Origin of the sequence: Blastococcus tunisiensis, assembly GCF_900112815.1 — a bacterium.
Taxonomy (GTDB): Bacteria; Actinomycetota; Actinomycetes; order Mycobacteriales; family Geodermatophilaceae; genus Blastococcus_B; species Blastococcus_B tunisiensis.
The window spans coordinates 100,732-122,405 of record NZ_FOND01000003.1 but is presented as its reverse complement, the minus strand read 5'-3'; the positions used below and the strand labels follow the sequence as shown (position 1 = coordinate 122,405).

Here is a 21,674-nt window from a genome sequence, read left to right as displayed (position 1 = left end):
TCCCTCAGTCGAAGACTGCGGTCTTGCCCTCGAAGAAGGCGGCGGCGGCGCGGGCGGCGTCCGGGTGGTGCGCCAGCTGCTCGGTGAGCGACTGCTCGTACTTGTAGCCGTCGCTGGGGCTGAGGTCGGCGACCTCCAGGTGGGTGAGGCCCTTCTTCGCCAACCGGATCGCGGTCGGGCTCTTTCCGGCGATCTCCGTGGCCAGCTCGAGGCCGGTCTTCAGCAGGTCGTCGACCGGCACCGTGGCCAGGACGGATCCGTACGGCACAAGGTCGCTGAACGGGATGCGCCGGCCCGTGTACATCATCAGCCGGACCCGCTGTGGAGGAACCAGCCGGGCCAGTGCGCGCGCACCGCCCAGAACGCCGACGTTGATCTCCGGGAGCGCCAGGACGGCGTCGTCGGCGGCGATGATGACGTCGCAGGACGACGCGAGCCCGACCCCAGCTCCCATCGCCGGGCCGTTGATGCACGCGATGACCGGGACGGGGCAGTCCCAGATCGCGTCGAAGACGCTCTTGACCAGCTTGGAGTGACGCACCGGCTCGAGCGGCTCATCGAGGTGCTGGTGACCGAAGTCGCGGATGTCGGTGCCCGCGCAGAACGCCCTCTGGCCGGCGGCGGTGAGCACCACCGCGCGCACGTCCTTCGACACCGAGATCTCCTCGAACGCCTGCAGGAGCTGCTGGTAGGCGGCGCTGTCCAGCGCGTTGACCGGGGGGTTGTCGATGGTGACGACTCGGACGTAGGGACCGTGCTCCTCGACGCGGACGCGCGACCCCGTTGCGCCGCTCTCCTGCTGTGCCATCTTCGCTTCCTCTCATCGGACGAACGGCTCGCGCGATCGGCGGCCGGGATGACTCGTGACGACTGGTGCTGCGGGCTCAGGAGCCGGGCATCGTGAGCACGGCTCGGCCCTCGAGCCCGCCGTCCTCCATCGCGGCGTGCGCCCGCGCGGCCTCGCGGAACGGGAAGACACCGCCGACCTCGACCTCGATCCGACCGGACGACACGAGGTCGAGCACGGCCGCCAGCTCGGCCTTCGTGGCCGACCGCGTGCCGAGGATCGACAGCTCGCGCAGGATGAGCAGCGCCGGCTTCACGGTGGTGGACCCACCGTCGACGTTCCCGAGGACCACCACGCGCCCGCCGTCACGCAGCGCGCGCAGCGACTCGTTCAGGCTGCGCGAGCCGACGATGTCCAGGACGCCGTCGGCGCGCGCACCGCCGGTCAGCTCCCGCACGGGCTTCGCGAACTCGAGATCGGGGGCCACGATCACCTCGGCCGCGCCGACCGTGCGCAGCAGTGGCGCCTTCGCCTCCCGCGACGTGACGGCCAGGACCCGGACGCCGGCGTGCGCGAGCAGCTTCACCGCGTGGATGCCCACCCCGCCGCTGGCGCCGGTGACCACGACGGTCTCCCCCGCCGCGAAACCGCCCCGCACCATCGCGTGGTAGGCCGTGCCGAGGGTGCAGTTCACGACGGCCGCCTGCAGGAGGTCCATCCCGTCGGGCAACGGGACGACCGCGTGGTGCGGAACGGTGACGTACTCGGCGTAGCCGCCGTCGCGGTCGTCGCCCAGGAAGGCGGGCCTGCCGGTGGCGCAGTTGGCGGGGTCGCCGGCCAGGCAGGCCGGGCAGTGCCCGCAGCCGACCGTCAGCATCGTGGTGACCGGCCGGTCGAGCAGACCGGGCGGGACGTCGGCGCCGGCGGCCACCACGTGCCCGCTGATCTGGTGCCCGGGGGTGATCGGCGGATGGACGGTCGGGAACGCGCCCTGCCGGCTGAGCACGTCGTGCCGGCAGATGCCGCAGTACGCCATCTCGATGACGACGTCCTGGTCTCCCGGCAGAGGCGTCGGCACCCGTTCGGGCACGAGCACCTCCGGGGGGCCGAACGCCGAGAGGCGCACGGCGTCCATCTCCGCGGGTAGGGCCGTCTGCTGCACCACGTCGTGCCTCCCTCTCGTCCGTTCCGGGACCCCCGGCCCGCGTCCAGTCGCCGGGTCAGCGGCCGGTGAAGTGCGGCGGCTCCTTGGCCTTGAAGCTGCGCACGCTCGCCTTGTGGTCCTCGGTGGTGCGCGCCACGGCCTGGCCGAAGGCCTCGAGAGTGAGAGCCGACTCCAGGTCGGTCTCCAGCGCCCGGTTGAGCATCCGCTTGGCCATGCCGAGGGCGCCGGTCGCTCCCGCCGCCAGGCTCGACGCCAGGGCGGCCAGCCGGTCCTCGAACTCCGCCGTCCCGCAGCGGACCGCGACGATGCCCATCGCCTCCGCGGCCTCGGCGCCGAACATCTCGCCGGTCATGACCAGGTACTTGGTCCGGGCCACCCCGATCGACCGGGCCAGCAGGTAGCTGAGCCCGGTGTCCGGCACGAGGCCACGCTTGACGAACGCCGCGCCGAACGTCGCGCTGTCCGACGCGATCACGATGTCGCTGGCCAGCGCGAGGCTGAAGCCGGCGCCCACCGCCGGGCCCTCGACCGCCGCGATCACGGGCTTCGGCAGGTCGTACACCGCCCGGACCATGGCCCCGGCGGCGTCCATCCGGCGCACCGTGGCCAGCGGGGCCTCGGACGGGTCCATGCTCTTCACGTCACCGCCGGCGCAGAACGCGCGCTGGTCACCACGGAGGATCACGCAGCGGACATCCGGATCAGCAGCGGCCCCGGCCAGGGCGGCCATGAGCGCCGCCCGGAGCGGAACGCTCAGCGCATTGCGCGACGCCGGTCGGTTCAGCCGGAGGGTCCGCACGCCGTCCGATGACGTCGTGACGACGACGTGGTCGTCCTCGGGAGGGGCCTCGTCCGGCCGGCCGTTCGCCGCGGGCCCCGGGTTCTCAGCCGTGGGAGTTCCCCTCCACCAGGTGCGCGGACGCCGTCCTCTCGGTCTCGTGCTGAACCGTCCGCGCGATCGGCTGGTCGAGCTCCTCGAGGATGTGCCCGACGAGACCGACGGCGCGGGCCATCACACCGAGGCCGCGGCTGACCTCCCAGCGCAGGCCCATGGTGGTGGCGAGCGCCCCGATCGCACCGGTGACGTTGATCGGCAGCTCGCGGTTCAGCCGGTCCTCGGCGACGGCCTTGACGGCCCGGAGCAGGCGCTCGTAGGCGTCGTCCAGCCCGTGCTCGCGGGCCAGCCGGAAGAGCTTCTCCGCTCGCGGGTCGACCGGTTTGTGGATCGGATGACCGATGCCCGGGACCGGCGTGCGGGCGGTCACGAAGCCCTCGGCGATCCCGGTCGCCAGCTCCTCCAGCGCGGCGTCGTCGGTGCGCCAGGCGTCGTCCCCGGAGACCCCCTGGAGCATCTTCGCGGTGCCCTCGATGGTCCCGACGAAGGTCGTGCCCAGGCCCATGAGGCCGGCCGCGACGGCACCCTGCAGCGACTCCGGCGCACCCAGGTACGTCAGTCGCGCCACCATCGCGTTCGCCGTCATGCCGTGCTCCGCGAGGCTCACCAGCATCGCGTTGAACACGACCGACTCCGACTCGTCGGGCAGCCGGTGGAACAGCTCGAGGAAGCCGAAATCGCCGAGGCTCACCTTCCCCAGCAGTTCCTCGACCAGGTCGTGACCGCGGATGACGATCGTCTCGGCGTTGCTCCAGGCGATGTCGGACCGCACTGGAGGAAGACTTCTCGGGCTCACGGCGATGCCTTTCTCGGTGCCGGGTGACCGGCGGACGGACGGTGGCGGCCGACTCGGGACGGACCCGGTCAGCCCTGCTTGGCGAGGAGCGCCTCGACTGCCATCTCACGCAGCCGGACCTTCTGGACCTTCTCCCCGTTGGCGCTCGGCGTCGTCGGATAGCTCTCGACGAGCACGATCACGTCGGGGATCTTCCAACCGGCCAGGGACTCCCGGCAGGCCGCCCGCAGCTGTTCGGGGTCGGGCGACGAACCAGGAGCGGCCTTGACGAAGGCGACCGCGCGGTCGTCGCCGGTGGAGTCGTCGCGGACCCCGACGACCTGCGCCTCGGCGACCGATTCGGCGGAGACGAGGAACTCCTCGATCTCCCCCGGGCTGACCAGGTAGCCGCGCAGGCGCAAAGTGTCGGCCAGCCGGGCCTGGTACTCGAACGCGCGGCCGCCTTCCAGGACACGCCCTCGGTCGTTCGAGCGGTACCACCCGTCGGCGGTGAACGCGGCGGCGTTGGCCTTCTCGTTGGAGAGGTAGCCGCGCGTCACGTTGTAGCCGCTGAACTGCAGCTCCCCCGGCTCGCCCTCCGGCACCGGCTCCCCGGTTCCGGGCTCGACGACCCGCACGTGGATGTCGCCGTCGACCAGCCGGCCACCGGGGATCGCGCGGACGTGCGCCGGGTCCGTCGGGTCCCAGACCGCCATCACGGCGAACAGTTCCGAGGAGCCGTACACGTTGAACAGCGTGAGGTCCCACGCTGCCGCCCGGTCGATGAGGTCGCGCACGTTCACCCCGGCGACCACGCCGCGGTTCCACGTCGCGAACGCGTCCGGACCGGCGCCGGGGGCGGCGAACATGCCCCGGACGATCGCCTCGGTGGAGAGCAGCACCGTGACGCCGTGGGTGCGGACGACCTCGACGGCGGTGTCGTGGGTGTACACCGGTTGCACGACCGCCCGGCCGCCACCTGCCAGGGTCGCCATGAGGGCGACGAATCCGAACGTGCCGCAGAACGGCAGGAAGCACAGCATGCGGTCCGCCGGACCCAGGTGCAGCGCCCGCGCGGCGGTGCGCGCGTGCCGCACGATCGTCTTCTGGTCCTGGCTGGCGAGCTTGGGGAACGACGTCGTGCCCGACGTGCCGAAGACGTTCACGAGGTCGTCCGGCTGCCCCGCCCACGGGACGTCGATGGCCTCCGTGGCCATCAGGGTCTCGAAGCGGAGGACGGTCCGGCCGTTGGTGTCGAAGCCGGCCGGGAGGTCGTCGCCGACCGTCACCAGCAGCCGGAGCCGGGCCCGGACCTCGTCGGTGGTGGTGGCGAGAACGTCGCTGACCATCCCGGCGAAGTCGATGTCGTGGAAGCCCGGGGAGAAGATCAGCGCATCGGCGCGTCCCACGCCGAGCAGGTGGGCCACCTCGGCCGGCTTGTACCGCGTGTTCAGCGGGACGACCAGGATGCCGAGCCCCGCCGCGGCGAACTCGAGGACGACCCACTCGATGCTGCTGGGCAGCCACAAGGCGATGCTGTCCCCGCGCCGGAACCCGGCGGCGTGCAACCCGGCGGCGACGGTCTCGACGCGGGCCAGGAGTTCCTCGTACGTCACGTGCTCGTCGCCGTCGCACATGCGCAGCGCCTCGGCGGACCCGTGCGATGCCGCACTGCTGCGGAGTAGGTCCAGCATCGTCTCGGGCACGGTCATGCGAACCTCCGGTCGGGGGAGAGAGGAGCGGCCCTGGCCGGCCGGGGGCCGGCCAGGGCCGGGGTGGTCAGAAGAGCTCCCACAGACTTTCGCGCGACGAGAACTCGCTGGCGCTGCTGTCGACGATGACCCGGCCGGCCTTCATGACCACGACCCGGTCGGCGATGGTGAGCGCCTGCTTCACGTTCTGCTCGACCAGCACGATGGCCAGGCCGTCGTCCCGCAGCGTCCCGAAGACCTCCATCATCGCCTCGACGAGCTTGGGCGAGAGCCCGACCGACGGCTCGTCGAGCAGGATGCAGGACGCCCCCGAGACGAGGGCCCGGCCGATGCTCACCATCTGCCGCTGACCGCCGGAGAGCCGGCCGCCGCGCTCGTCCCAGCGCTCGCCGAGCAGCGGGAGGTAGCGCTGGGCCACCGCGATGCGCTCGTCGGCGACCTCCTTGGGAACCTTGCCCCCCGCGGTGATCCCGAGCTTGACGTTCTCACCGATGGTCAGGCTGGGGAAGACGCCGATGCCCTGCGGCACCATCGCCAGCCCCGGCGGGCGCCCGCGATGGCTTCCTCGCAGGGTCTCCGTACCGTTGAAGACGACGCTGCCCCGCACGTTGCGGAGCACGCCCGCGACGCTGTTGAGCAGCGTGGTCTTCCCGGCGCCGTTGTGGCCGACGATCGCCGTGACCTCGCCCGCCTCGGCCTTCACCGACACGTCGCGGATCGCGGTGTGCCGTCCGTAGGCCGCCGTCAGGTCCTTGACCTCCAACAGGCTCACTGGACCGTCCCCCCGCCGAAGTAGATGTCGGCCAGGTCCTGGCGCGCGAACAGTTCGTCGCCCGTGCCGGTCGCGATGACCCGCCCGCTCTCGAGGAAGACGATGCGCTCGGCGATGGATCGGACGACGTCGAGGTTGTGCTCGATGATCAGCACGGTGCGGTTCATCTCCTTGAGCCGCGGGATCAGGCCGGTGACCACATCCAGCGACCGGCCGTCGAGCCCGGACGTCGGCTCGTCGAGCAGGAGCAGCTCGGCGTCCGATCCGAGCACGCGCGCCAGACTCAGGAACTTCTGCTCGGCGTAGGACAGGTCGCGCGCCTCGGTGTGGGCCTTGCCGTCCAGGCCGACCAGCGCGAGCGTCTCCATCGCCGCCTGCTTGTTCTCCTTCGTCTTGCGCCACGACCCGAAGCCGTGCTCCCTGCCGACGAGGACGTTCTCCAGGACGGTGATGCCGCCGAAGACCCGGACCTCCTGAAAGGTGCGCACCATTCCCTTCCGGAAGACGTTCTCCGGGGTCAGGCCGGTGAGCCCCTGGCCCTTGTAGACGACCGTTCCTTCGTCCGGCTTGAGGAACCCGGTGATCAGGTTGAAGATGGTCGTCTTGCCCGCCCCGTTGGGGCCGATCAGCGCGGTCACCTCGTGGGCCTTGAGCGTCAGGTCGAGCCCGGGGATGACGTGGTTGCCGCCGAAGGACTTCTTCACCCCGGTCAGCTCCAGCATCGGGGAGGTCATGCCACACCTCCCGTCGCGGTCGCCGCACCCGTGACCGGGCCCCCGGCGGCCGGCTGTCCTTCGGGCGCATCCGGTGGACCGCCCTTCCGGCGGTTCTTCGGCAACAGACCCGAGAACATGCCGGCGATGCCCGAGGGCCGGACCAGCATCAGGATGACCAGCGCCGCACCGTAGATGATCTGCTCCAGCGGCCCCTTGAGCTCGCTGGGCAGGTCCGCGAACTCCAGCGCCTCCGGGAACAGCGTGATGAAGAAGGCTCCGATGATGGGGCCGGACAGGGTTCCGGCCCCACCGAGGATGACCATCGCCATGAAGAGCACGCCGTAGTCGACGCTGAAGCTGTCGGCATTGATGAAGAACACGTACCCGGCGTAGATGACGCCGCCGGTGGAGGCGAGGGCCGCAGAGATCAGCACCGCGGTCAGGCGCAACCGGAACGGGTTCTTGCCGAGGGCCTGCGCGGCCAGCGGGTCGTCCCGCAGGGCCTGCAGGGACCGCCCGAGCGGGGTGCGCCGGATGATCACGTAGAGGACCAGGGTCACCAGCACCAGCATCACCACGGCCAACCCGAGATAGGCCTCGTTGCTGTCCAGCGGGATCCCGAGGAGCGTGACGCGCTGGATCCCCACCAGGCCCGCTGGCCCACCGGTCACCGGTGTCCACTGGCTGAACACGGTGAACGCGACCAGCGCGAACGCCAGCGAGACCACCACGAAGTACTCACCGGTGACCCTCGCCGCCGGTAGTGCCAGCAGGACCGAGAAGAGTGCGGACGCAACCATGGCGATGAGCAGGGCCAGCAGCAGCGACGTCCCCAGGTGCAGGGACGTCAATGCGGCCGCGTACCCGCCGACGCCGTAGAAGATGGCGTGCGCGATCGAGAACACGCCGGTGAAGCCGATGAGCAGGTTCAGTGAACTGGCCACGATCGCGAAGATCGACGCGATGATGAACAGGTTGATCAGGAAGTCCAGCACGAGCCCTCCCTCCCTTTCTGGTTCGCGCTAGGTCGCGGAGGCCCGCGGGATGATGCCGGACGGACGGAACACGAGGATCGCCAGCAGGACGGTGAAACCGACCGCCTCCCCCCACGAGGCATTCACCCAGAGCGTCGACACGTTCTCGACCACGCCCAGCAGGATCGCCCCGACGACCGCGCCGGCCAGGCTGCCGACGCCCCCCGCGATCGACACGATCAAGGCGATCGTCGCGATCTTCAGCCCCAACTGCGGGGTCAGCCCCTGCACGTACGTGGTGAGGATCGCCGCCGGCACCACGAGGACCGACCCGAGGATGAACGCGACGGCGGCGAACCGCCGCCGGTTCAGCCCCAGCAGCTCGACCAGCTCGACGTTGTCGGCCATCGCCCGCAACCCGACTCCGGTCTCGGTCTTCTCCAGGAAGAACTGGAGGCCGAGCAGGAAGACCACGGCGACGACGATCGCGATGATCGCCACCCACGTGATCTGCAGGAAACCGATGTGCACCCGCCCCAAGAGCGTGGGGAGCGACTTCGGCCCCGAGCCGGCCCAGAGCGAGATCACGTTGGCGACGACGATCAGCGTCCCGAAGGACGCCACGAAGAGCGTGAAGAACGACTCCCGTGACCGCTGGATCGGCCGGTAGACGAACTTGTTCAGTCCCCACCCGAACAACGCGGCGGCCAGCACGCTGGCCACCAGCGCCAGGAGCATCGACGTCTCGTACAGCGCCACGTAGGTGTACGCCGCGATGAGGTACGTAGCCCCGTGCGCGATGTGGAAGACCCTCGTCGACCAGAAGATCAGCGCCACTCCCACCGCCGCGAGCGCGTAGAGCGCGCCCACGGCAATGCCGTTGATCAACAACTGCAGTGCGAGCACTTACCGCACCCCTCCCGCGCCTCGAGTCGCCGGTCTCAGTCCTCGGGGGTGTAGGTGTAGGCGACGTTCAGCTCGCCGTCCTCGACCACGCGCACGTCGATGGGCAGGTTCACCGTGCCGTCGTCCGCGAAGGTGACCTCGCCACCGACGACGTCGAAGGTGGCGATGTCCCGGATCTCCGTCATCAGGTTCTCGCCGTTCACCTCGTCGCCGCTCTCCTCGAGCGAGGCGATGGCGGTGCCGATGATCGACATCTCGCTGCAGTAGTTCGCCTGCAGGGTCGTCGGGCGCTCCCCCGGGTTCTGCGCCTCGAACTCCTCGACGAAGTACTTCGTGATCTCGTTGTCGGTCTCGTAGTCGATGCTCTGCGAGGAGAACAGCATCCCCTCGGCGCCCGGCTCGGCCAGGGTCTCGGGGATGTCCATGCCGGCGTAGGAGACCAGCTGGGCGTCGACGCCGGCGTCACGGATCTGCCGGATGATCGTCGGGACGCTGGCACCGCTGGTCGTGGCCAGGAAGACCGCGTCGGGCTGGGCGTTGCGGATGGCGGCGACCTGCGCACCGAAGTCGGTCGCCTGGGAGCTGACCTCCGCCGTGCCGACGATCTCGCCGCCCTGCTCGGGGACGGCCTCCTCGAGGGCGTCGAGCATGCTCAGTCCGAGCGTCTCGTTCGAGTAGATGACGAACCACGACTCCTCACCGAGGTCCTCGATCACGTACGTCGTCGAGCCGGGGATCTGCTGGTCGGCGAGCGGGATGTTGTTGAAGACGTATTCGCCCAGGCCCTGCAGGTCGGGGGAGCTCGCGCCACCGTTGAACAGCGGCACCTTCAGCTGGTTGGCGATCGGCGCCAGGGCCTTGGTGGGCGCGCTGAAGCCGGTGAGCACGGCAATCGCGTCCTGGACGTTCACCACCTGGTTCATGGCGGTCACCGACGGCGCGGGCAGACCTTCGCCGTCCGCGTACTCCATCTCGAGCTCGCCCTCGACGAGGTTCTCGTTCGCGTAGGTCGTGCAGAGGTCGATGGCGACGCGGTAGTCGTCGCCGTAGACCTGGTTCGTGCCCGAGAGGGGGATGACGGCCCCCACCGTGTACGTGCCACCGCCTGAGCCGTCGCCGCCTGAGCCGTCGCCGCCGGAGCCGCCGTCGCCGCCGCATGCGGCTGCGGTGACGACGACGCCGAGGGAGGCGATGGCGATGCGGGTACGCCGGATGTGGTTGCGCGAGGGCTGCACAGTCTCTCCTGAGGACGAGGGGACAACGTGTCGTCGGACGTCGGACCAGCTGGGCCGCGCTGACCGCATGACCGCGGTCGTTCCACCGCCCTGCCTTGCTCTGCTCTGCCGCTCCGCCAGGGGGCCTCAGCCCGCTATCGGAACCCCGTTCATCGGCCCGCCATGCGGAACGACGTACCACGACGGTAGTGACGGACACCACCAGACGCAATGGTCTGACGTAACGAAAGTGTGTCAGGTCACTACCGGACGGTAGGGATCCGCATCCCGAGCGACGGGTCAGAAGGACCGAGGCATTCCGAGCACGTGCTCGCCGATGTAAGACAGGATCAGATTCGTGGACACCGGGGCGACCTGGTACAGGCGCGTCTCCCGGAACTTCCGCTCGACGTGGTACTCGCTGGCGAAGCCGAAGCCGCCGTGGGTCTGCAGCGCGGCGTTGGCGGCCTCCCAGGAGGCGTCGGCCGCGAGCATCTTGGCCATGTTCGCCTCGGCTCCGCAGGGCTGGTGCTGGTCGAACAGGTCCGCGGCCTTCCAGCGCATCAGGTTCGCCGCCGACACGTTGACGTAGGCCCGCGCCAGCGGGAACTGGATTCCCTGGTTCTGGCCGATCGGCCGGCCGAAGACGGTCCGGGACCCGGCGTAGGCCGCACCCCGTTCGACGAACCATCGCCCGTCACCGATGCACTCGGAGGCGATCAGGATGCGTTCGGCGTTCATCCCGTCGAGCACGTACTTGAACCCGTTGCCCTCCTCACCGATGAGGGTGTCGGCCGGAATCTCCATGTCGTCGAAGAACAGCTCGTTGGTCTCGTGGTTGACCATCGTGTGGATCGGCCGGACGGTGAGGCCCTTCAGATCCCGCATGTCGACGAGGAACAGCGACAGCCCTTGGGATCGCTTGGTCGTCTCCTCCTTCGGCGTGGTGCGTGCCAGCAGGAGCATGAGGTCGGAGTGCTGGACGCGGGACGTCCAGATCTTCTGCCCGTTCACGACGTAGCGGTCGCCGTCCCGGACCGCCCGGGTGCTGAGGTTCGTGGTGTCCGTGCCCGCCCCCGGCTCGGTCACCGCGAAGGACTGCAGGCGGATGCTGCCGGCGGCGATCCCCGGCAGATACCGCTCCTTCTGCTCAGCCGACCCGTGCCGGAGCAGGGCTCCCATCGTGTAGAGCTGGGCGTGCACCGGGGCCGCGTTACCGCCCCGGTAGTTGATCTCCTCGAGGATCACCGACGCATCCCCGAGCCCGAGGCCCAGGCCCCCGTACTCCTCGGGCACCAGCGCACCGAGCAGTCCGGTGCCGGTCAGCGCGTCGACGAACGCCTCCGGATAGCTGCGTTCCTCGTCGATGCGTCGCCAGTAGTCGTCGGGGAAGTCGGCGCACACCCGGGCTACGAGATCCCGCAGGTCCTTGCGCACATCGGTGTCGGGCTGGGTCATGACTGCTCCGTCCGTCCGGGGGAAAGGGGGCCGTTCTCAGCCGTCGGCACGCGGCGTGACGGTCCGTGCCCGCGCTTGTAGACCATCACCGACCGCGTGAACACGAGGACCGTCTGGCCGGTCTGCTTCACGCCCTCCGTGTGGACAGTGACGATGCCGACGTCGGGACGGGACCTCGACTCACGCAGCTCGAGAACCTCCGACCACGAGGACACGGTGTCCCCCTCGAAGACCGGGGCGGGCATCGTCACGTCGGTCCAGCCGAGGTTGGCGAACACGTTCTGCGAGACGTCGGAGACGCTCTGCCCCGCGACCAGCGCGAGCGTGAAGGTGGAGTTGACCAGCGGCTTCCCGAATTCGGTCTGCGCGGCGTAGACGTGGTCGAAGTGGACCGAGGCGGTGTTCTGCGTCAACAAGGTGAACCAGATGTTGTCCGCGGAGGTGATCGTCCGCGAGAGCGGGTGCTCGTAGACGTCTCCCACCACGAAGTCCTCGAAGTACCGCCCTTGCCAGCCGGTGTGCCTCATGCCGCGCCCTCTCCCCATCGATTCACTCGAACAGTCCGTCCGCTCGCATCGCTGCTCTGTCCTCGGCCGAGAAGCCGAGCCACTCGACGACCTGCTCGGTGTGCTCGCCGAGGGCCGGCACCGGGTCCATGCGCGGCGAAGCACCGCGCGGCAGGCCGGTGGGGAGCAGTCCCGGCACGGGCCCGAACGGGGTTGCCACGTCCTGCCACCGGTCCCGGTCCACCAGTTGCGGGTGCCGGGCGACGTCGCGGAGCTGGTTGACCCGCGCGGAGGCGATGCTGGCCTCGTCCAGCAGGCGGAGCGCCTCCCCGGACCCCAGCTGCGCGAACCGGTCGCCGATCATCGCGTCGAGCGCCGTCCGGTCGGCCACCCGGCCGCTCATGGTCGACCAGCTCGGATCCGACGCCGCGGCTGGATCGCCGAGCACGACGGTGCAGAACGCCCGCCACTCGCGTTCGTTCTGCACCGCGACGAGGATCTCGTCGCCCTCCTGGGTCGCGAAGGCGCCGTAGGGCGCGATGATCGGGTGGGCCGTACCCATGCGCACGGGCTGGGTGCCGCCGTACTCGGTGTAGTACAAGGGATGCCCCATCCACTCGATGAGCGCGTCGAACAGCGAGATGTCCAGGACGTCGCCGCGACCGGTCCGGCTCCGCTGGAGGAGGGCGGCGAGGATCCCCGAGAAGCCGTACATCCCCCCGGCGATGTCGGCGACCGAGATGCCGACCTTCGACGGGACGTCCTCGGTGCCGGTGACCGAGATGACCCCCGCCTCTCCCTGAATGAGCAGGTCGTAGGCCTTCCGGTCCCGATACGGTCCGGCGTCGCCGAAGCCGGAGATGTTGCAGACCACGAGCCGCGGATGACGGGCCAGGAGCTCGTCGCCCCCCAGGCCCAGCCGCTGGGCCGCCCCCGGGGCGAGGTTCTGCACGAAGACGTCCGCGCGCTCGAGCAGCCGGTCCAGCAGCTCCGGCGCCCGAGGATGCTTGACGTCGAGCGTCAGGGACTCCTTGGACCTGTTCAGCCAGAAGAAGACGCTGGACGTCCCGCGGACGGTCTCGTCGTAGCCGCGCGCGAAGTCGCCGACGCCGGGCCGTTCGACCTTGATGACCCTGGCCCCGAGGTCGGCGAGCTGGCGAGTGGCGAAGGGAGCGGCCACGGCGTGCTCGAGGGTCACGACGACGACGCCTTCGAGCGGTCGGGCGCCGCCTGCGCCGGCGCTCATCGCCCCGCCTCCTCGCCCGACGCCGCGAGGATGCGCCGAGCCCGCCGCACCACCGGGTAGTCGACGAACGTGCCGTCGGCGAGCCGGATGCTCGCCGTTCCTTCGGCCTCAGCGCGGTCGAACGCCTCCTGGACCTCGCGTGCCCACGCCGTCTCCTGGGGGGTCGGCGCGAACACCTCGTGGACCGTGCCGAGCTGCTCCGGGTGGATCACCTGTGTCCCGCCGAACCCGAGTGCTCGGGCGTGCTCGGCCGACCTCCGCAGGCCCACCGGGTCGCGCAGCCGCAGGTGCGGCGCGTCCAGCGGTGCCGGCAGGCCGGCCGCCGCGGCCGCGAGAACCACCTGGGAGCGGGCCTGAACCAGCGCGAGGCTCCCCGGCGCGGGCTCGATGCCCAGTTCGCCGCTGAGGTCGGCGGCGCCGAAGCCGAGGGTCAGGACGCGCTCTCCGGCGGCAGCGATCTCCTCCGCGTGCAGGACCGCCCGCGCGGTCTCGATGAGGGCCAGGAGGCGTGTGCGACCCGCCGGTACACCGTGCGCTCCCTCCAGTTCGGCCAGGCGCGCGCTCACCGAGCGCAGGTCATCCGCCGTCGCGACCTTCGGGACGATGACGAGGTCGGTCGCTCCCAGGACCGGCCCGAGCGCGGTGAGGTCGGCCTCCGCGAGACCGGTGTCCAGCGCGTTGATCCGGACGGCGACCACGCAGCCGGGGCGCAGGTGCCGGCGCAGCACGTCGGGCAGTGCGTTGCGGGCGGCGGCCTTCGCCTCGACGGCAACGGCGTCCTCGAGGTCCACCGCGATCCCCGAGGCGCCGCTGAGGCAGGCGGTGGTGATCCGGTCCGGGCGGTTGGCCGGCACGTAGAGCAATGTCGTGATCTCGAGCACCGGGGACCCCTGCGGTCGGCGACGGGCGGGCGACATCTCGGGCGGACGCGGCCCGCAGAAGCAGGAACGTGAGACCCGGGCGGTTAATGTCCGACAATAGGAGCACCACCGGGCCGAGGGAAGGGGCGCGGGTGAACGAGTGGCGCCGAGGCATGCGGGAAGGCGTGCCCTACACGGCAGCGAATTTCGCCCTCGCACTGTCCTTCGGGGTCGTGGCGAGCGCGGCCGGGATGCCCCCCGCCGCCGTCATCGCGATGTCGGTGCTCATGCACGCCGGTGCGGCGCAGTTCGCCGCCGTCGGAATCCTCGTCGCCGGCGGCGGGCTCGGCGCAGCCGTCAGCGCCGCCGCGCTGGTGAACTCCCGCTTCGTCCCCATGGGCTTCGCGGTCGGCTCTTCGTTGCGAGGAGGCCGCGTTCGGCGTGCATTCGAAGGTCAGGCGGTCGTCACGTCGGCGTGGGTGCTGGCCGCCGAGCCCGGTGGGAGCTTCCAGCGCGAGCGTCTGATCGGGCACGCGGCCATCCACTACGCCGGCTGGGTGAGCGGCACGGTGGCCGGCGTCCTCGCTCCCCCGCTCGACGCGAACGCGCTCGGACTGGACGCGGTCTTCCCTGCGTTCTTCCTCGGGCTGCTGTTCGCCGAGATCCGCGACCGGCGCCGGGCGACCGTCGCGCTGCTGGGCGGGGCCATCGCCTTGGCCCTCGTCCCGGCGACGCCGCCGGGGGTACCCGCCCTGGTGGCCAGCGCGGCGACGTTGATCGGGCTCCGGCCGCGCCGCTCGACCTAGGCCCGCGGGCTAGGTGTACTGCTCGGACAGGTTGGTGCACTACCTGCGGATGAGGCTGATCTTGAGGCAGGGAGGGACCTCCGGGTTTGGCTGTGGGAACCGCCAGGCACCCACTCCGACCCAGGAGGTCCCCCTTGATTCACCGCAATGCGCCGCTCACCGAGACCGGCCGGCTTCGGCTGGCCTGCTGCATCGTCGACCAGGGCTGGCCCGTAGTCCGGGCGGCGGAGCGGTTTGAGGTCTCGTGCCCCACGGCGGCCAGGTGGCGGGATTGCTACCTCGAGTTCGGCCCCGCCGGCATGGTGGACCGCTCCAGCCGGCCCCGTTCCTCGCCGCGGCGCACGCCCCAGCCGATGGTGCGCAAAGATCGTGCACCTGCGTTGGAAGCAGCGGCCCGGGCCGGTGGCGATCGCCGCCGAAGTCAGACTGGCGCCCTCGGCGGCGCATCGGCGGGCTCAAAGGCCGTAGAGCTCCTTGAGCTCGGGGTCACGCTCGGCGAGCTCGGCGGCGAGGTCGAGGGTGACGCGGCACATCTTCACCGAGGCGTCGTCCTGCATCTTGCCATCGATCATGACCGCGCCGGTGCCGTCGCCCATGGCATCGACGACCCGGCGCGCCCAGGCGACCTCCGAGACGTCGGGCGAGAAGACGCGGCGGGCGATGTCGATCTGCACCGGGTGGAGGGACCAGGTCCCCACGCATCCCATCAGGTAGGCGTTGCGGAACTGGTCCTCGCAGGCGACCACGTCGCCGATGTCGCCGAACGGGCCGTAGTAGGGATAGATGCCGGCCTGCACGCAGGCGTCGACCATCCGGCCGATCGTGTAGTGGTAGACGTCCTGCAGGTAGGTCGCCCGGGGGGCGTGCACGTCGCTGTCAACAGGGTCCTCCCGGACGAGGTACCACGGGTGCCCACCGCCGGCCCGGGTGGTCTTCATCCGACGATCGGCGCCCAGGTCGGCCGGCCCGAGGCTGATGCCCTGCATGCGCGGGGACGCCAGCGCGATCTCTTCTACCTGCGCCACGCCGGAGGCCGTCTCGAGGATGGCGTGCACCAGCAACGGCTTGCGAACGCCACCCTTGACCTCCAGCTGCGCCAGCAGCCGGTCCACGTAGTGGATGTCCTCCGGACCCTCCACCTTCGGCACCATGATGACGTCGAGCTCGTTGCCGATCTCGGTGACCAGGGTCGTGAGGTCGTCGAGCGCCCACGGGGAGTCCAAACTGTTGATCCGCGTCCACAGCTGAGTACCGCCCAGATCCACCGTCCGGGCCACGTCGACCAGGCCCGCGCGGGCGGCGTCCTTGTTCACCGCCTGGACGGCGTCCTCGAGGTTGCCGAGCAACACGTCGACTTTGCTGGCCAGATCGGGCAGCTTGGCGACCATCTTCGCGTTCGAGGGGTCGAAGAAGTGCAGCATTCGGGAGGGACGGAAGGGCACCTCCCGCACCGGAGCCGGCGCACCGACGGCCAACGGGCGGAAGAACGTCTTCGGGTTACGCATTGCCGAACCCTACAAGCGCCTCGGGTAGTGACCCGGTTCAGACCGGAGCAGCGTCCTCACTGCTGCCTGCCATCCACGACAGCAGCGAGACCCTCGTGGACCCAGGCACACATGCGCCGTGGCGATCGCCCGCACGGCATCCTTGGCCGTGATCGGCGCGAGCGTGTCCTCGTGCTGCCGATTTCGGAGGCACCATTCGGCCAGCCCTGGCCCGCGGGGCGTGTTTGGTCCCACCTGTTCAGCGTCCTCGAGGTAGTCAAGAAGCGACGTCGAGTTCGGGCGCCAGGTTCAGAAGCTGCAACCATCTCGACGATGGAAGGGGCCCGGCTGCGAATAGCCGGCCTCGGGCCACAAACGGCCGAACTACTCGCGACCGAGGACCACGCACGTCGGCGCACTCTGGGCCGCAGCTCGAACCAGGCTCACCTGCTCGACACCGGCCCGGCCTCCAGCTGCTGATGGACGCGGGCGTCCAGCCCACGCCGGTCAGGTGGAGGGCTTCACTGCCAGCACTGGGCACTCCGAATCGAGGAGGATGCGCTGGGCCTGACTGCCGAAGATCAGTTTACCGGTCGGCCTTCTCCGTCGAATGCCGATGACGATGAGGCTGGCTTTCAACCGCTCGGCGGCGCCGACGATCTCCTCGGCTGGCTCCTTGCCTCTGACAAGCTGCTGGACCTCGAAGATCACACCCATGCCCGCGAGTCTGCCGGTGAGACGTTCCACCTCCGGCTCTTCGAGGTAACGGCGATCTTCGGAGGAGTCGCTTGCTCGGACGTTCACCACGTGCAGCGGCTCATCCCTGCGGCGCGCTTCCTCCACCGCTGCAACCAAACTGGCTTCACCTTCAGGGGTCGGGATGTATCCGACGACGATCGTCATGCACTCATCCTAGGGTTGATGGTCGGGACTGCTGCAGTCCCGACGTTGAGGGTCAGCAGTCCGTGGCCGTCGAGCGGTGCAACGGCCTGGATGGCCGCTCGCCTCCCTCGAGGTGCGGCTCGCGTTGACCGAGGACTGGTCCGGGCATGACTACGCGCAGCGAGATTTGCCCCCGGTCGTCGAGTGGTGCCGCGACGTGATCGTGCCACCCGGTCAGTTCTTCCGGTTCCCGCTGGAGGAAGGGCGTGCCTACACGCTCCCCGTCGAACGTGTCGACCGTGGGGCGCACATGGCGGCGACGTGGACGATCGGGGAGCACCGGTACAGGTGGTCCCACTTCGGTCAGAGCGGCAGCACCTACCTGACGGTGAATGCTCCCGAGCGCCTGAAGCAGGCGGAACAGGCCGCTCGCAATGCCCGGCGCGCAGCCCGTTCCGGGGGATCGGCGACATCCGGAGGGACCGCAGGCCGAGCGCCCGGCACCGCTTTCGGCCAGCGTCGCCCACAGACCGGACGACGCCGCGCCGAGACCCCAACCATGAACAACAATCACAGAGGGCTCGCGCGCGGGGTAGCGGGCTCCTGGGGGGCGACGTCCTGGGTGTCCGTTAGAGGCCGAGACCGAACGCAGCGTCTACCTGGCGCAGTTCATCGAAGGTGAGGTGACCGGCCGACTCCCCCAAGCGCCGCGGATCCACGGCACCGGTTTGCTCGGCCAGCACCCGGGTGGAGCGGCCCTCGAGGGAGATTTCGGGACGGAACGTGGTCGCGCGTGCCGAGGTGGAGGTCGGCGCGACCAGCCAGGTCGACAGCGGCAGCAGAGCAGACTGGACGACGATCGCAAGCGGCCGCCGGCCTGCCCATGGCCCCGGGCGCCCCGGGGGGAGCGAAGGCGATACACCTCACCACGCACGCAGCGACTCCATGTCCCGGAGGACCTCAGCCGCCTCGGCACGGTCACCGTCATCGGCGGCCAGCGCAGCGGCCTCTGCGCGCAGCCTGTCGTGCGCTGCCTTCCTTCGCAATTCCACGAGCAACTCCGGAAGGCTCAGGCGGGCCGTCGACGGTGCGTCGAGGAACGTCCGGACCACCCGCTCGTCGGGGCTGAGCTCGTCCCCGTCGGCGGTAAGGGTGAGTGCGGCGTAGGCGAGCAGGTCGACGTCACCAGCCACCTGGAGCAGTTCCCCGACGGCTCCAGCGTCATCTGTGCCACTGCGCATCATGAGCTCCGGCTCGACGGACCCGGCCACTGCATCGACGGTGCGCCATGCGTGTTGGGCGACGGGCAGCAGCATTCGCACCGCTTCGAGCCCGGGTCGTGCATGCCCGGCCGCTCCGCACGGCCTCGACCACGGCGCGGCCGAGGCAATCGCCGCCGCTCCCAACGCGATGCTCGTGAATTCCCCAGCGTCCTGCTGCCCGCCACCTGACGAAGTCGTCACCGCTCCCCTTCGCTCACAACCCTGACAGGCCGCGTCCCGATACCGGAGATCATCGGTCAAGGCTCCTGGTGCCGACCGCGAGAGCGGACGACATCGAGAGCGCTGGACTGGGTGCTTCCCACCAGGAACGTCAGCGTCGGCTCGCCCCCGCGATGATCGTCTTCAGAAATCGGGTCACGGCCGGCCCGCCAGCGCCGTGCCCAGGATGGACCGCACGTCGTCCGCGGTGACGCGCCGTGGGGCCGCCGGGCCCGCCTGCGCCACCAGGTCCGCCGCCTCGTCGACCTGCTCCGGCGCCAGTCCCAGGTCGGCGAGGGACGTCGGTGCGCCGGCGTCGGCCGCCAGCTGCCACAACCCCTCGGCGGCGTCGGCGACACCCAGGGACCGCCGGATGCGCGCGACGGCGCCCGGCGCCGCGTCGGCCAGGAAGGCGGTCACCGCGGGCAGCACCGCCGCGTGCACCTGGGCGTGCGGCAGGCCGAGCCCGCCGAGCACGTGGCAGATCTTGTGGTGCAGCCCGGTCCCCGCCGCGGCCAGGACGGTGCCGGCGAGCCAGGCACCGCGCAACGCCCCGCCCCGCACTGCGACGTCCCGCGGGGACCGCCGCAGGACGGGCAGCGCGGCCGCCAGCTCGCGCAGACCCTCCTCCGCCAGGGCCCCGACCAGCGGGTTGGCCGGCGCCAGCCACAGCGCCTCCACGCAGTGCGCCACCGCGTTCATGCCGCTCGCGGCGGACGTCGCCGCCGGCAGGTCCAGGGTGAGCTCGGGGTCGTACAGCACCACCCGCGGACGCACCCGCTCGTCCCGCCCGGTCGTCTTGCGCCCGCCCTCCGAGGTGCCCCAGATCGGGGTCATCTCCGAGCCGGAGTAGGTGGTGGGCACCGCGACGACCGGCTGGCCGCCGGTGAGCGCGATCGCCTTCGCCAGCCCCACCGACGAGCCACCGCCCACCGCGACCAGCACGTCGGCACCGGTCTCGCGGGCGACCGCGCGAGCCCGCTCGGCCAGCGGCACGGGCACGTGCTCGACCGCGCCGTCGAGCGTGCCTGCGTGCCCACCGCCCAGCGCCTGCTCGAGCTCCGCGACGAACGCCGCCTGGGAACGGCCGGTCACCAGCAGCGCCGACCGCCCCAGGCGGGCCACCTCCGCGGCCACCTCGGCCCGGCGTCCCGTGCCGAACAGCACCCGCGTGGGCAGCCCGTCGATGTCGAACCCGTCGGGGAACCCGGTCATGTCGTCCCGCGCGGCGAGGGTCAGGCCGTCCGGCCCAGGACGGCACCCAGCGCGTCCCGCAGCCAGCCGTGCGCGTCGGCCGGCGAGGACGGCGAGGACAGGTGCCGGGCCGCGACGTACAGGTCCGGCCGGACCAGCAGCACGCCGCCGTCCTCGATCTCCCGGAGGTCGGCCCACGTCCCGTACGGGTCCTCGAACTGCTCGCCCGGGCCGATCGAGACCCCGGTGATGTCCAGGCCGAACTCCTCGCCGAGAGCCCGAGCCGCGTCGAGCCACGCGGCCCCACCGATACCGGTCACGACACTGAACCGGCCGCGCCCGACCAGGTCGAGCGTGGACACCCGGTGCCCGTCCGCGGTGACCCACGTGTGCGGGAGCTTGGCGCCGGGCCAGGTCGTCGGCTGGGCGTACAGCTCGGGATCGCGGCGGTACTCGGGCATCGGCGTCCCGTCGGGCACGACCGCCGACGAGGCGTACCGCTGGTTGTGCTCGACCCCGTGCGCGTCGAACTCGTAGGCCTTGTAGGCGATCGCCTCGCGCACCGCCGCGCGGATCTTCTCCCCCTCGGGCCCGGGCGACTTCCACAGCGCGAGCTGCCGCTCGAGCGCCTCGGCCTCGGTGTGCTCCAGGTCGAGGGCGCTGATGATCTTCCCGGTGTCGGCGATGCTCTGGTTGGCCCGCTCGACGATCTGCCGGGCGATCGGGGCCCGCTCCGCGTCGTAGGAGTCCAGCAGCGACGGCGCGGCGGTCCCGGCGACGACGTGCGCGAGCTTCCAGGCCAGGTTGTAGGCGTCCTGGATGGAGGTGTTCGAGCCCAGCCCGTTCGTCGGCGGGTGGCGGTGGACGGCGTCGCCGGCGCAGAACACCCGTCCGCGCGCGATCGTCGTCGCGAAGTGGTGGTTGACCGTCCACGGCGAGCGGGACTTGACCCGCATCTCGAAGTCGTCGCTCCCGACCAGCTGCACCGCCAGCTCCCGGACGACCTCGTCGGTGAGCTCCGGCGGACCGGCCGCGACCTCGTAGCCCCACATGAGCATCCACTCGGTCCACGGCTTGATCATCCGCAGCACCCCGAGGCCGACGCCCTCCTTCTCCGCGCCGGGCTGCAGCATCCAGTAGAGGACCGACGGGCGGTGCGCGACGAACCGCGACAGGTCGGCCTCGAAGATGATGCTCAGCGCGCCGGCCACCGCGCCGGGACCCTCGAAGGGCAGGTCCAGGTCGGCGGCGACCTTGCTGCGGGCGCCGTCGGCACCGATGAGGTACTTCGAGCGGATCGTGTACTCGGTGCCGGTCAGCCGGTCGCGGACGGTCGTGGTGACGCCGTCGTCCTCCAGGACGTGGGAGACGTACTCGGTGTCGAAGCGGACCCGCGCTCCGCGCTCCTGGGCGGCCTGGACCAGGATCGGCTCGGTGATCGTCTGCGGGGCATCGAGCATCGTGCACGGGCTCTGCAGCTCGTAGTCCGCGTGCCGCACCGTGTCCGTGCCCCACGAGGGGATGCGGCCCAGCTCCTCACCGGCCAGGCTCGTGCAGAAGGTCGTGTTCCCCATCGACTCCCAGGGCGTCGCCTCCCGCATCAGCCGCTCCTCGAGGCCCGCGTCCCGCAGCGCCTCCATGGTGCGCTGGTTGGTGATGTGCGCGCGGGGGGTGTCGGACAGCCGGCCGTACTTCGTCACCAGCAGCGCCTGCGTCCCGTACGTGGCGAGGAAGAGGGCCGCGGAGGCGCCAGCGGGACCCGAGCCCACGATCAGGACGTCGGTGGTCACGGCGGCTCCGGGCACAGCGGCGTCCGGCGGGAGAGCAGTCATCGAGGTCCC

The 21,674-nt window shown here is 70.7% G+C and carries 21 protein-coding genes and 1 pseudogene; 2 read left to right on the top strand and 20 right to left on the bottom strand.

All coding sequences use genetic code 11. The features are described from left to right. Window positions 1-4 precede the first annotated feature (4 nt). The 14 genes from BM142_RS05005 to BM142_RS04935 all read right to left on the bottom strand — a co-directional run bounded on the left by BM142_RS05005 (window position 5) and on the right by BM142_RS04935 (window position 14,007). The gene (locus BM142_RS05005) at window positions 5-808 is read right to left on the bottom strand and encodes an enoyl-CoA hydratase-related protein (protein WP_092195676.1); all 804 of its coding nucleotides are present in this window, start codon (window positions 806-808) and stop codon (window positions 5-7) included. 76 nt (window positions 809-884) lie between these two features. After that, on the bottom strand, window positions 885-1,952 hold the full coding sequence (locus tag BM142_RS05000) for a zinc-binding dehydrogenase (RefSeq protein WP_092195675.1): 1,068 nt from the start codon (window positions 1,950-1,952) through the stop codon (window positions 885-887). Window positions 1,953-2,007: 55 nt separating this feature from the next. Then, the gene (locus BM142_RS04995; RefSeq protein WP_092195674.1) at window positions 2,008-2,751 is read right to left on the bottom strand and encodes an enoyl-CoA hydratase/isomerase family protein; all 744 of its coding nucleotides are present in this window, start codon (window positions 2,749-2,751) and stop codon (window positions 2,008-2,010) included. Window positions 2,752-2,836: 85 nt separating this feature from the next. Further along, window positions 2,837-3,619 carry a citryl-CoA lyase gene (locus BM142_RS04990; RefSeq protein WP_217640576.1) on the bottom strand — a complete coding sequence of 261 codons (783 nt, stop codon included), beginning with the start codon at window positions 3,617-3,619 and terminating at the stop codon, window positions 2,837-2,839. 92 nt (window positions 3,620-3,711) lie between these two features. After that, the gene (locus tag BM142_RS04985; RefSeq protein WP_092195672.1) at window positions 3,712-5,334 is read right to left on the bottom strand and encodes an AMP-binding protein; all 1,623 of its coding nucleotides are present in this window, start codon (window positions 5,332-5,334) and stop codon (window positions 3,712-3,714) included. 67 nt (window positions 5,335-5,401) lie between these two features. Further along, window positions 5,402-6,106: an ABC transporter ATP-binding protein gene (locus BM142_RS24370; protein ID WP_175527099.1), complete on the bottom strand. Its 705-nt coding sequence runs from the start codon at window positions 6,104-6,106 to the stop codon at window positions 5,402-5,404. Continuing rightward, the gene (locus BM142_RS04970; RefSeq protein ID WP_092195670.1) at window positions 6,103-6,840 is read right to left on the bottom strand and encodes an ABC transporter ATP-binding protein; all 738 of its coding nucleotides are present in this window, start codon (window positions 6,838-6,840) and stop codon (window positions 6,103-6,105) included. The genes BM142_RS24370 and BM142_RS04970 overlap by 4 nt, the downstream gene beginning before the upstream one ends. Continuing rightward, window positions 6,837-7,817, bottom strand: coding sequence for a branched-chain amino acid ABC transporter permease (locus BM142_RS04965; RefSeq protein ID WP_092195669.1), 981 nt, complete (start codon window positions 7,815-7,817; stop codon window positions 6,837-6,839). The genes BM142_RS04970 and BM142_RS04965 overlap by 4 nt, the downstream gene beginning before the upstream one ends. 27 nt (window positions 7,818-7,844) lie before the next feature. Beyond that, the gene (locus BM142_RS04960) at window positions 7,845-8,702 is read right to left on the bottom strand and encodes a branched-chain amino acid ABC transporter permease (RefSeq protein ID WP_092195668.1); all 858 of its coding nucleotides are present in this window, start codon (window positions 8,700-8,702) and stop codon (window positions 7,845-7,847) included. Window positions 8,703-8,737: 35 nt separating this feature from the next. Next, complete coding sequence (locus tag BM142_RS04955; protein ID WP_175527098.1) at window positions 8,738-9,937, bottom strand: ABC transporter substrate-binding protein; 1,200 nt, start codon at window positions 9,935-9,937, stop codon at window positions 8,738-8,740. 279 nt (window positions 9,938-10,216) lie between these two features. Then, complete coding sequence (locus BM142_RS04950) at window positions 10,217-11,374, bottom strand: acyl-CoA dehydrogenase family protein (RefSeq protein ID WP_092195666.1); 1,158 nt, start codon at window positions 11,372-11,374, stop codon at window positions 10,217-10,219. Continuing rightward, window positions 11,371-11,901, bottom strand: a complete 531-nt coding sequence (locus tag BM142_RS04945; protein ID WP_092195665.1) for a MaoC family dehydratase — start codon at window positions 11,899-11,901, stop codon at window positions 11,371-11,373. Before BM142_RS04945 ends, BM142_RS04950 begins: the two co-directional genes overlap by 4 nt. A 22-nt stretch (window positions 11,902-11,923) precedes the next feature. Further along, window positions 11,924-13,126, bottom strand: a complete 1,203-nt coding sequence (locus BM142_RS04940; protein ID WP_092195664.1) for a CaiB/BaiF CoA transferase family protein — start codon at window positions 13,124-13,126, stop codon at window positions 11,924-11,926. Continuing rightward, complete coding sequence (locus BM142_RS04935; RefSeq protein WP_217640575.1) at window positions 13,123-14,007, bottom strand: HpcH/HpaI aldolase/citrate lyase family protein; 885 nt, start codon at window positions 14,005-14,007, stop codon at window positions 13,123-13,125. The genes BM142_RS04940 and BM142_RS04935 overlap by 4 nt, the downstream gene beginning before the upstream one ends. Window positions 14,008-14,171: 164 nt before the next feature. On the opposite strand from BM142_RS04935, the gene BM142_RS04930 reads away from it, so the two are divergent. Continuing rightward, window positions 14,172-14,792: an AzlC family ABC transporter permease gene (locus BM142_RS04930; RefSeq protein ID WP_254790548.1), complete on the top strand. Its 621-nt coding sequence runs from the start codon at window positions 14,172-14,174 to the stop codon at window positions 14,790-14,792. A gap of 92 nt (window positions 14,793-14,884) precedes the next feature. Beyond that, window positions 14,885-15,073: pseudogene (locus BM142_RS25595) on the top strand (hypothetical protein); the annotation flags it as partial. Between the two features lie 174 nt (window positions 15,074-15,247). Here BM142_RS25595 and BM142_RS04920 read toward each other — a convergent pair. The 6 genes from BM142_RS04920 to BM142_RS04895 all read right to left on the bottom strand — a co-directional run bounded on the left by BM142_RS04920 (window position 15,248) and on the right by BM142_RS04895 (window position 21,623). Further along, window positions 15,248-16,297: an HpcH/HpaI aldolase/citrate lyase family protein gene (locus BM142_RS04920; protein ID WP_092195661.1), complete on the bottom strand. Its 1,050-nt coding sequence runs from the start codon at window positions 16,295-16,297 to the stop codon at window positions 15,248-15,250. A 486-nt stretch (window positions 16,298-16,783) separates the two neighbouring features. After that, on the bottom strand, window positions 16,784-17,179 hold the full coding sequence (locus BM142_RS04915; protein ID WP_092195660.1) for a universal stress protein: 396 nt from the start codon (window positions 17,177-17,179) through the stop codon (window positions 16,784-16,786). 608 nt (window positions 17,180-17,787) lie between these two features. Further along, window positions 17,788-17,991: a type II toxin-antitoxin system PemK/MazF family toxin gene (locus BM142_RS04910; protein ID WP_335340770.1), complete on the bottom strand. Its 204-nt coding sequence runs from the start codon at window positions 17,989-17,991 to the stop codon at window positions 17,788-17,790. A 90-nt stretch (window positions 17,992-18,081) separates the two neighbouring features. Beyond that, the gene (locus BM142_RS04905; protein ID WP_217640604.1) at window positions 18,082-18,474 is read right to left on the bottom strand and encodes a hypothetical protein; all 393 of its coding nucleotides are present in this window, start codon (window positions 18,472-18,474) and stop codon (window positions 18,082-18,084) included. A gap of 321 nt (window positions 18,475-18,795) precedes the next feature. Next, a complete protein-coding gene (locus tag BM142_RS04900; protein WP_092195659.1) occupies window positions 18,796-19,854 on the bottom strand; it encodes a maleylacetate reductase in 1,059 nt (352 codons plus the stop codon). A gap of 20 nt (window positions 19,855-19,874) precedes the next feature. Continuing rightward, window positions 19,875-21,623 carry an FAD-dependent oxidoreductase gene (locus tag BM142_RS04895; protein ID WP_254790547.1) on the bottom strand — a complete coding sequence of 583 codons (1,749 nt, stop codon included), beginning with the start codon at window positions 21,621-21,623 and terminating at the stop codon, window positions 19,875-19,877. Window positions 21,624-21,674 lie beyond the last annotated feature (51 nt).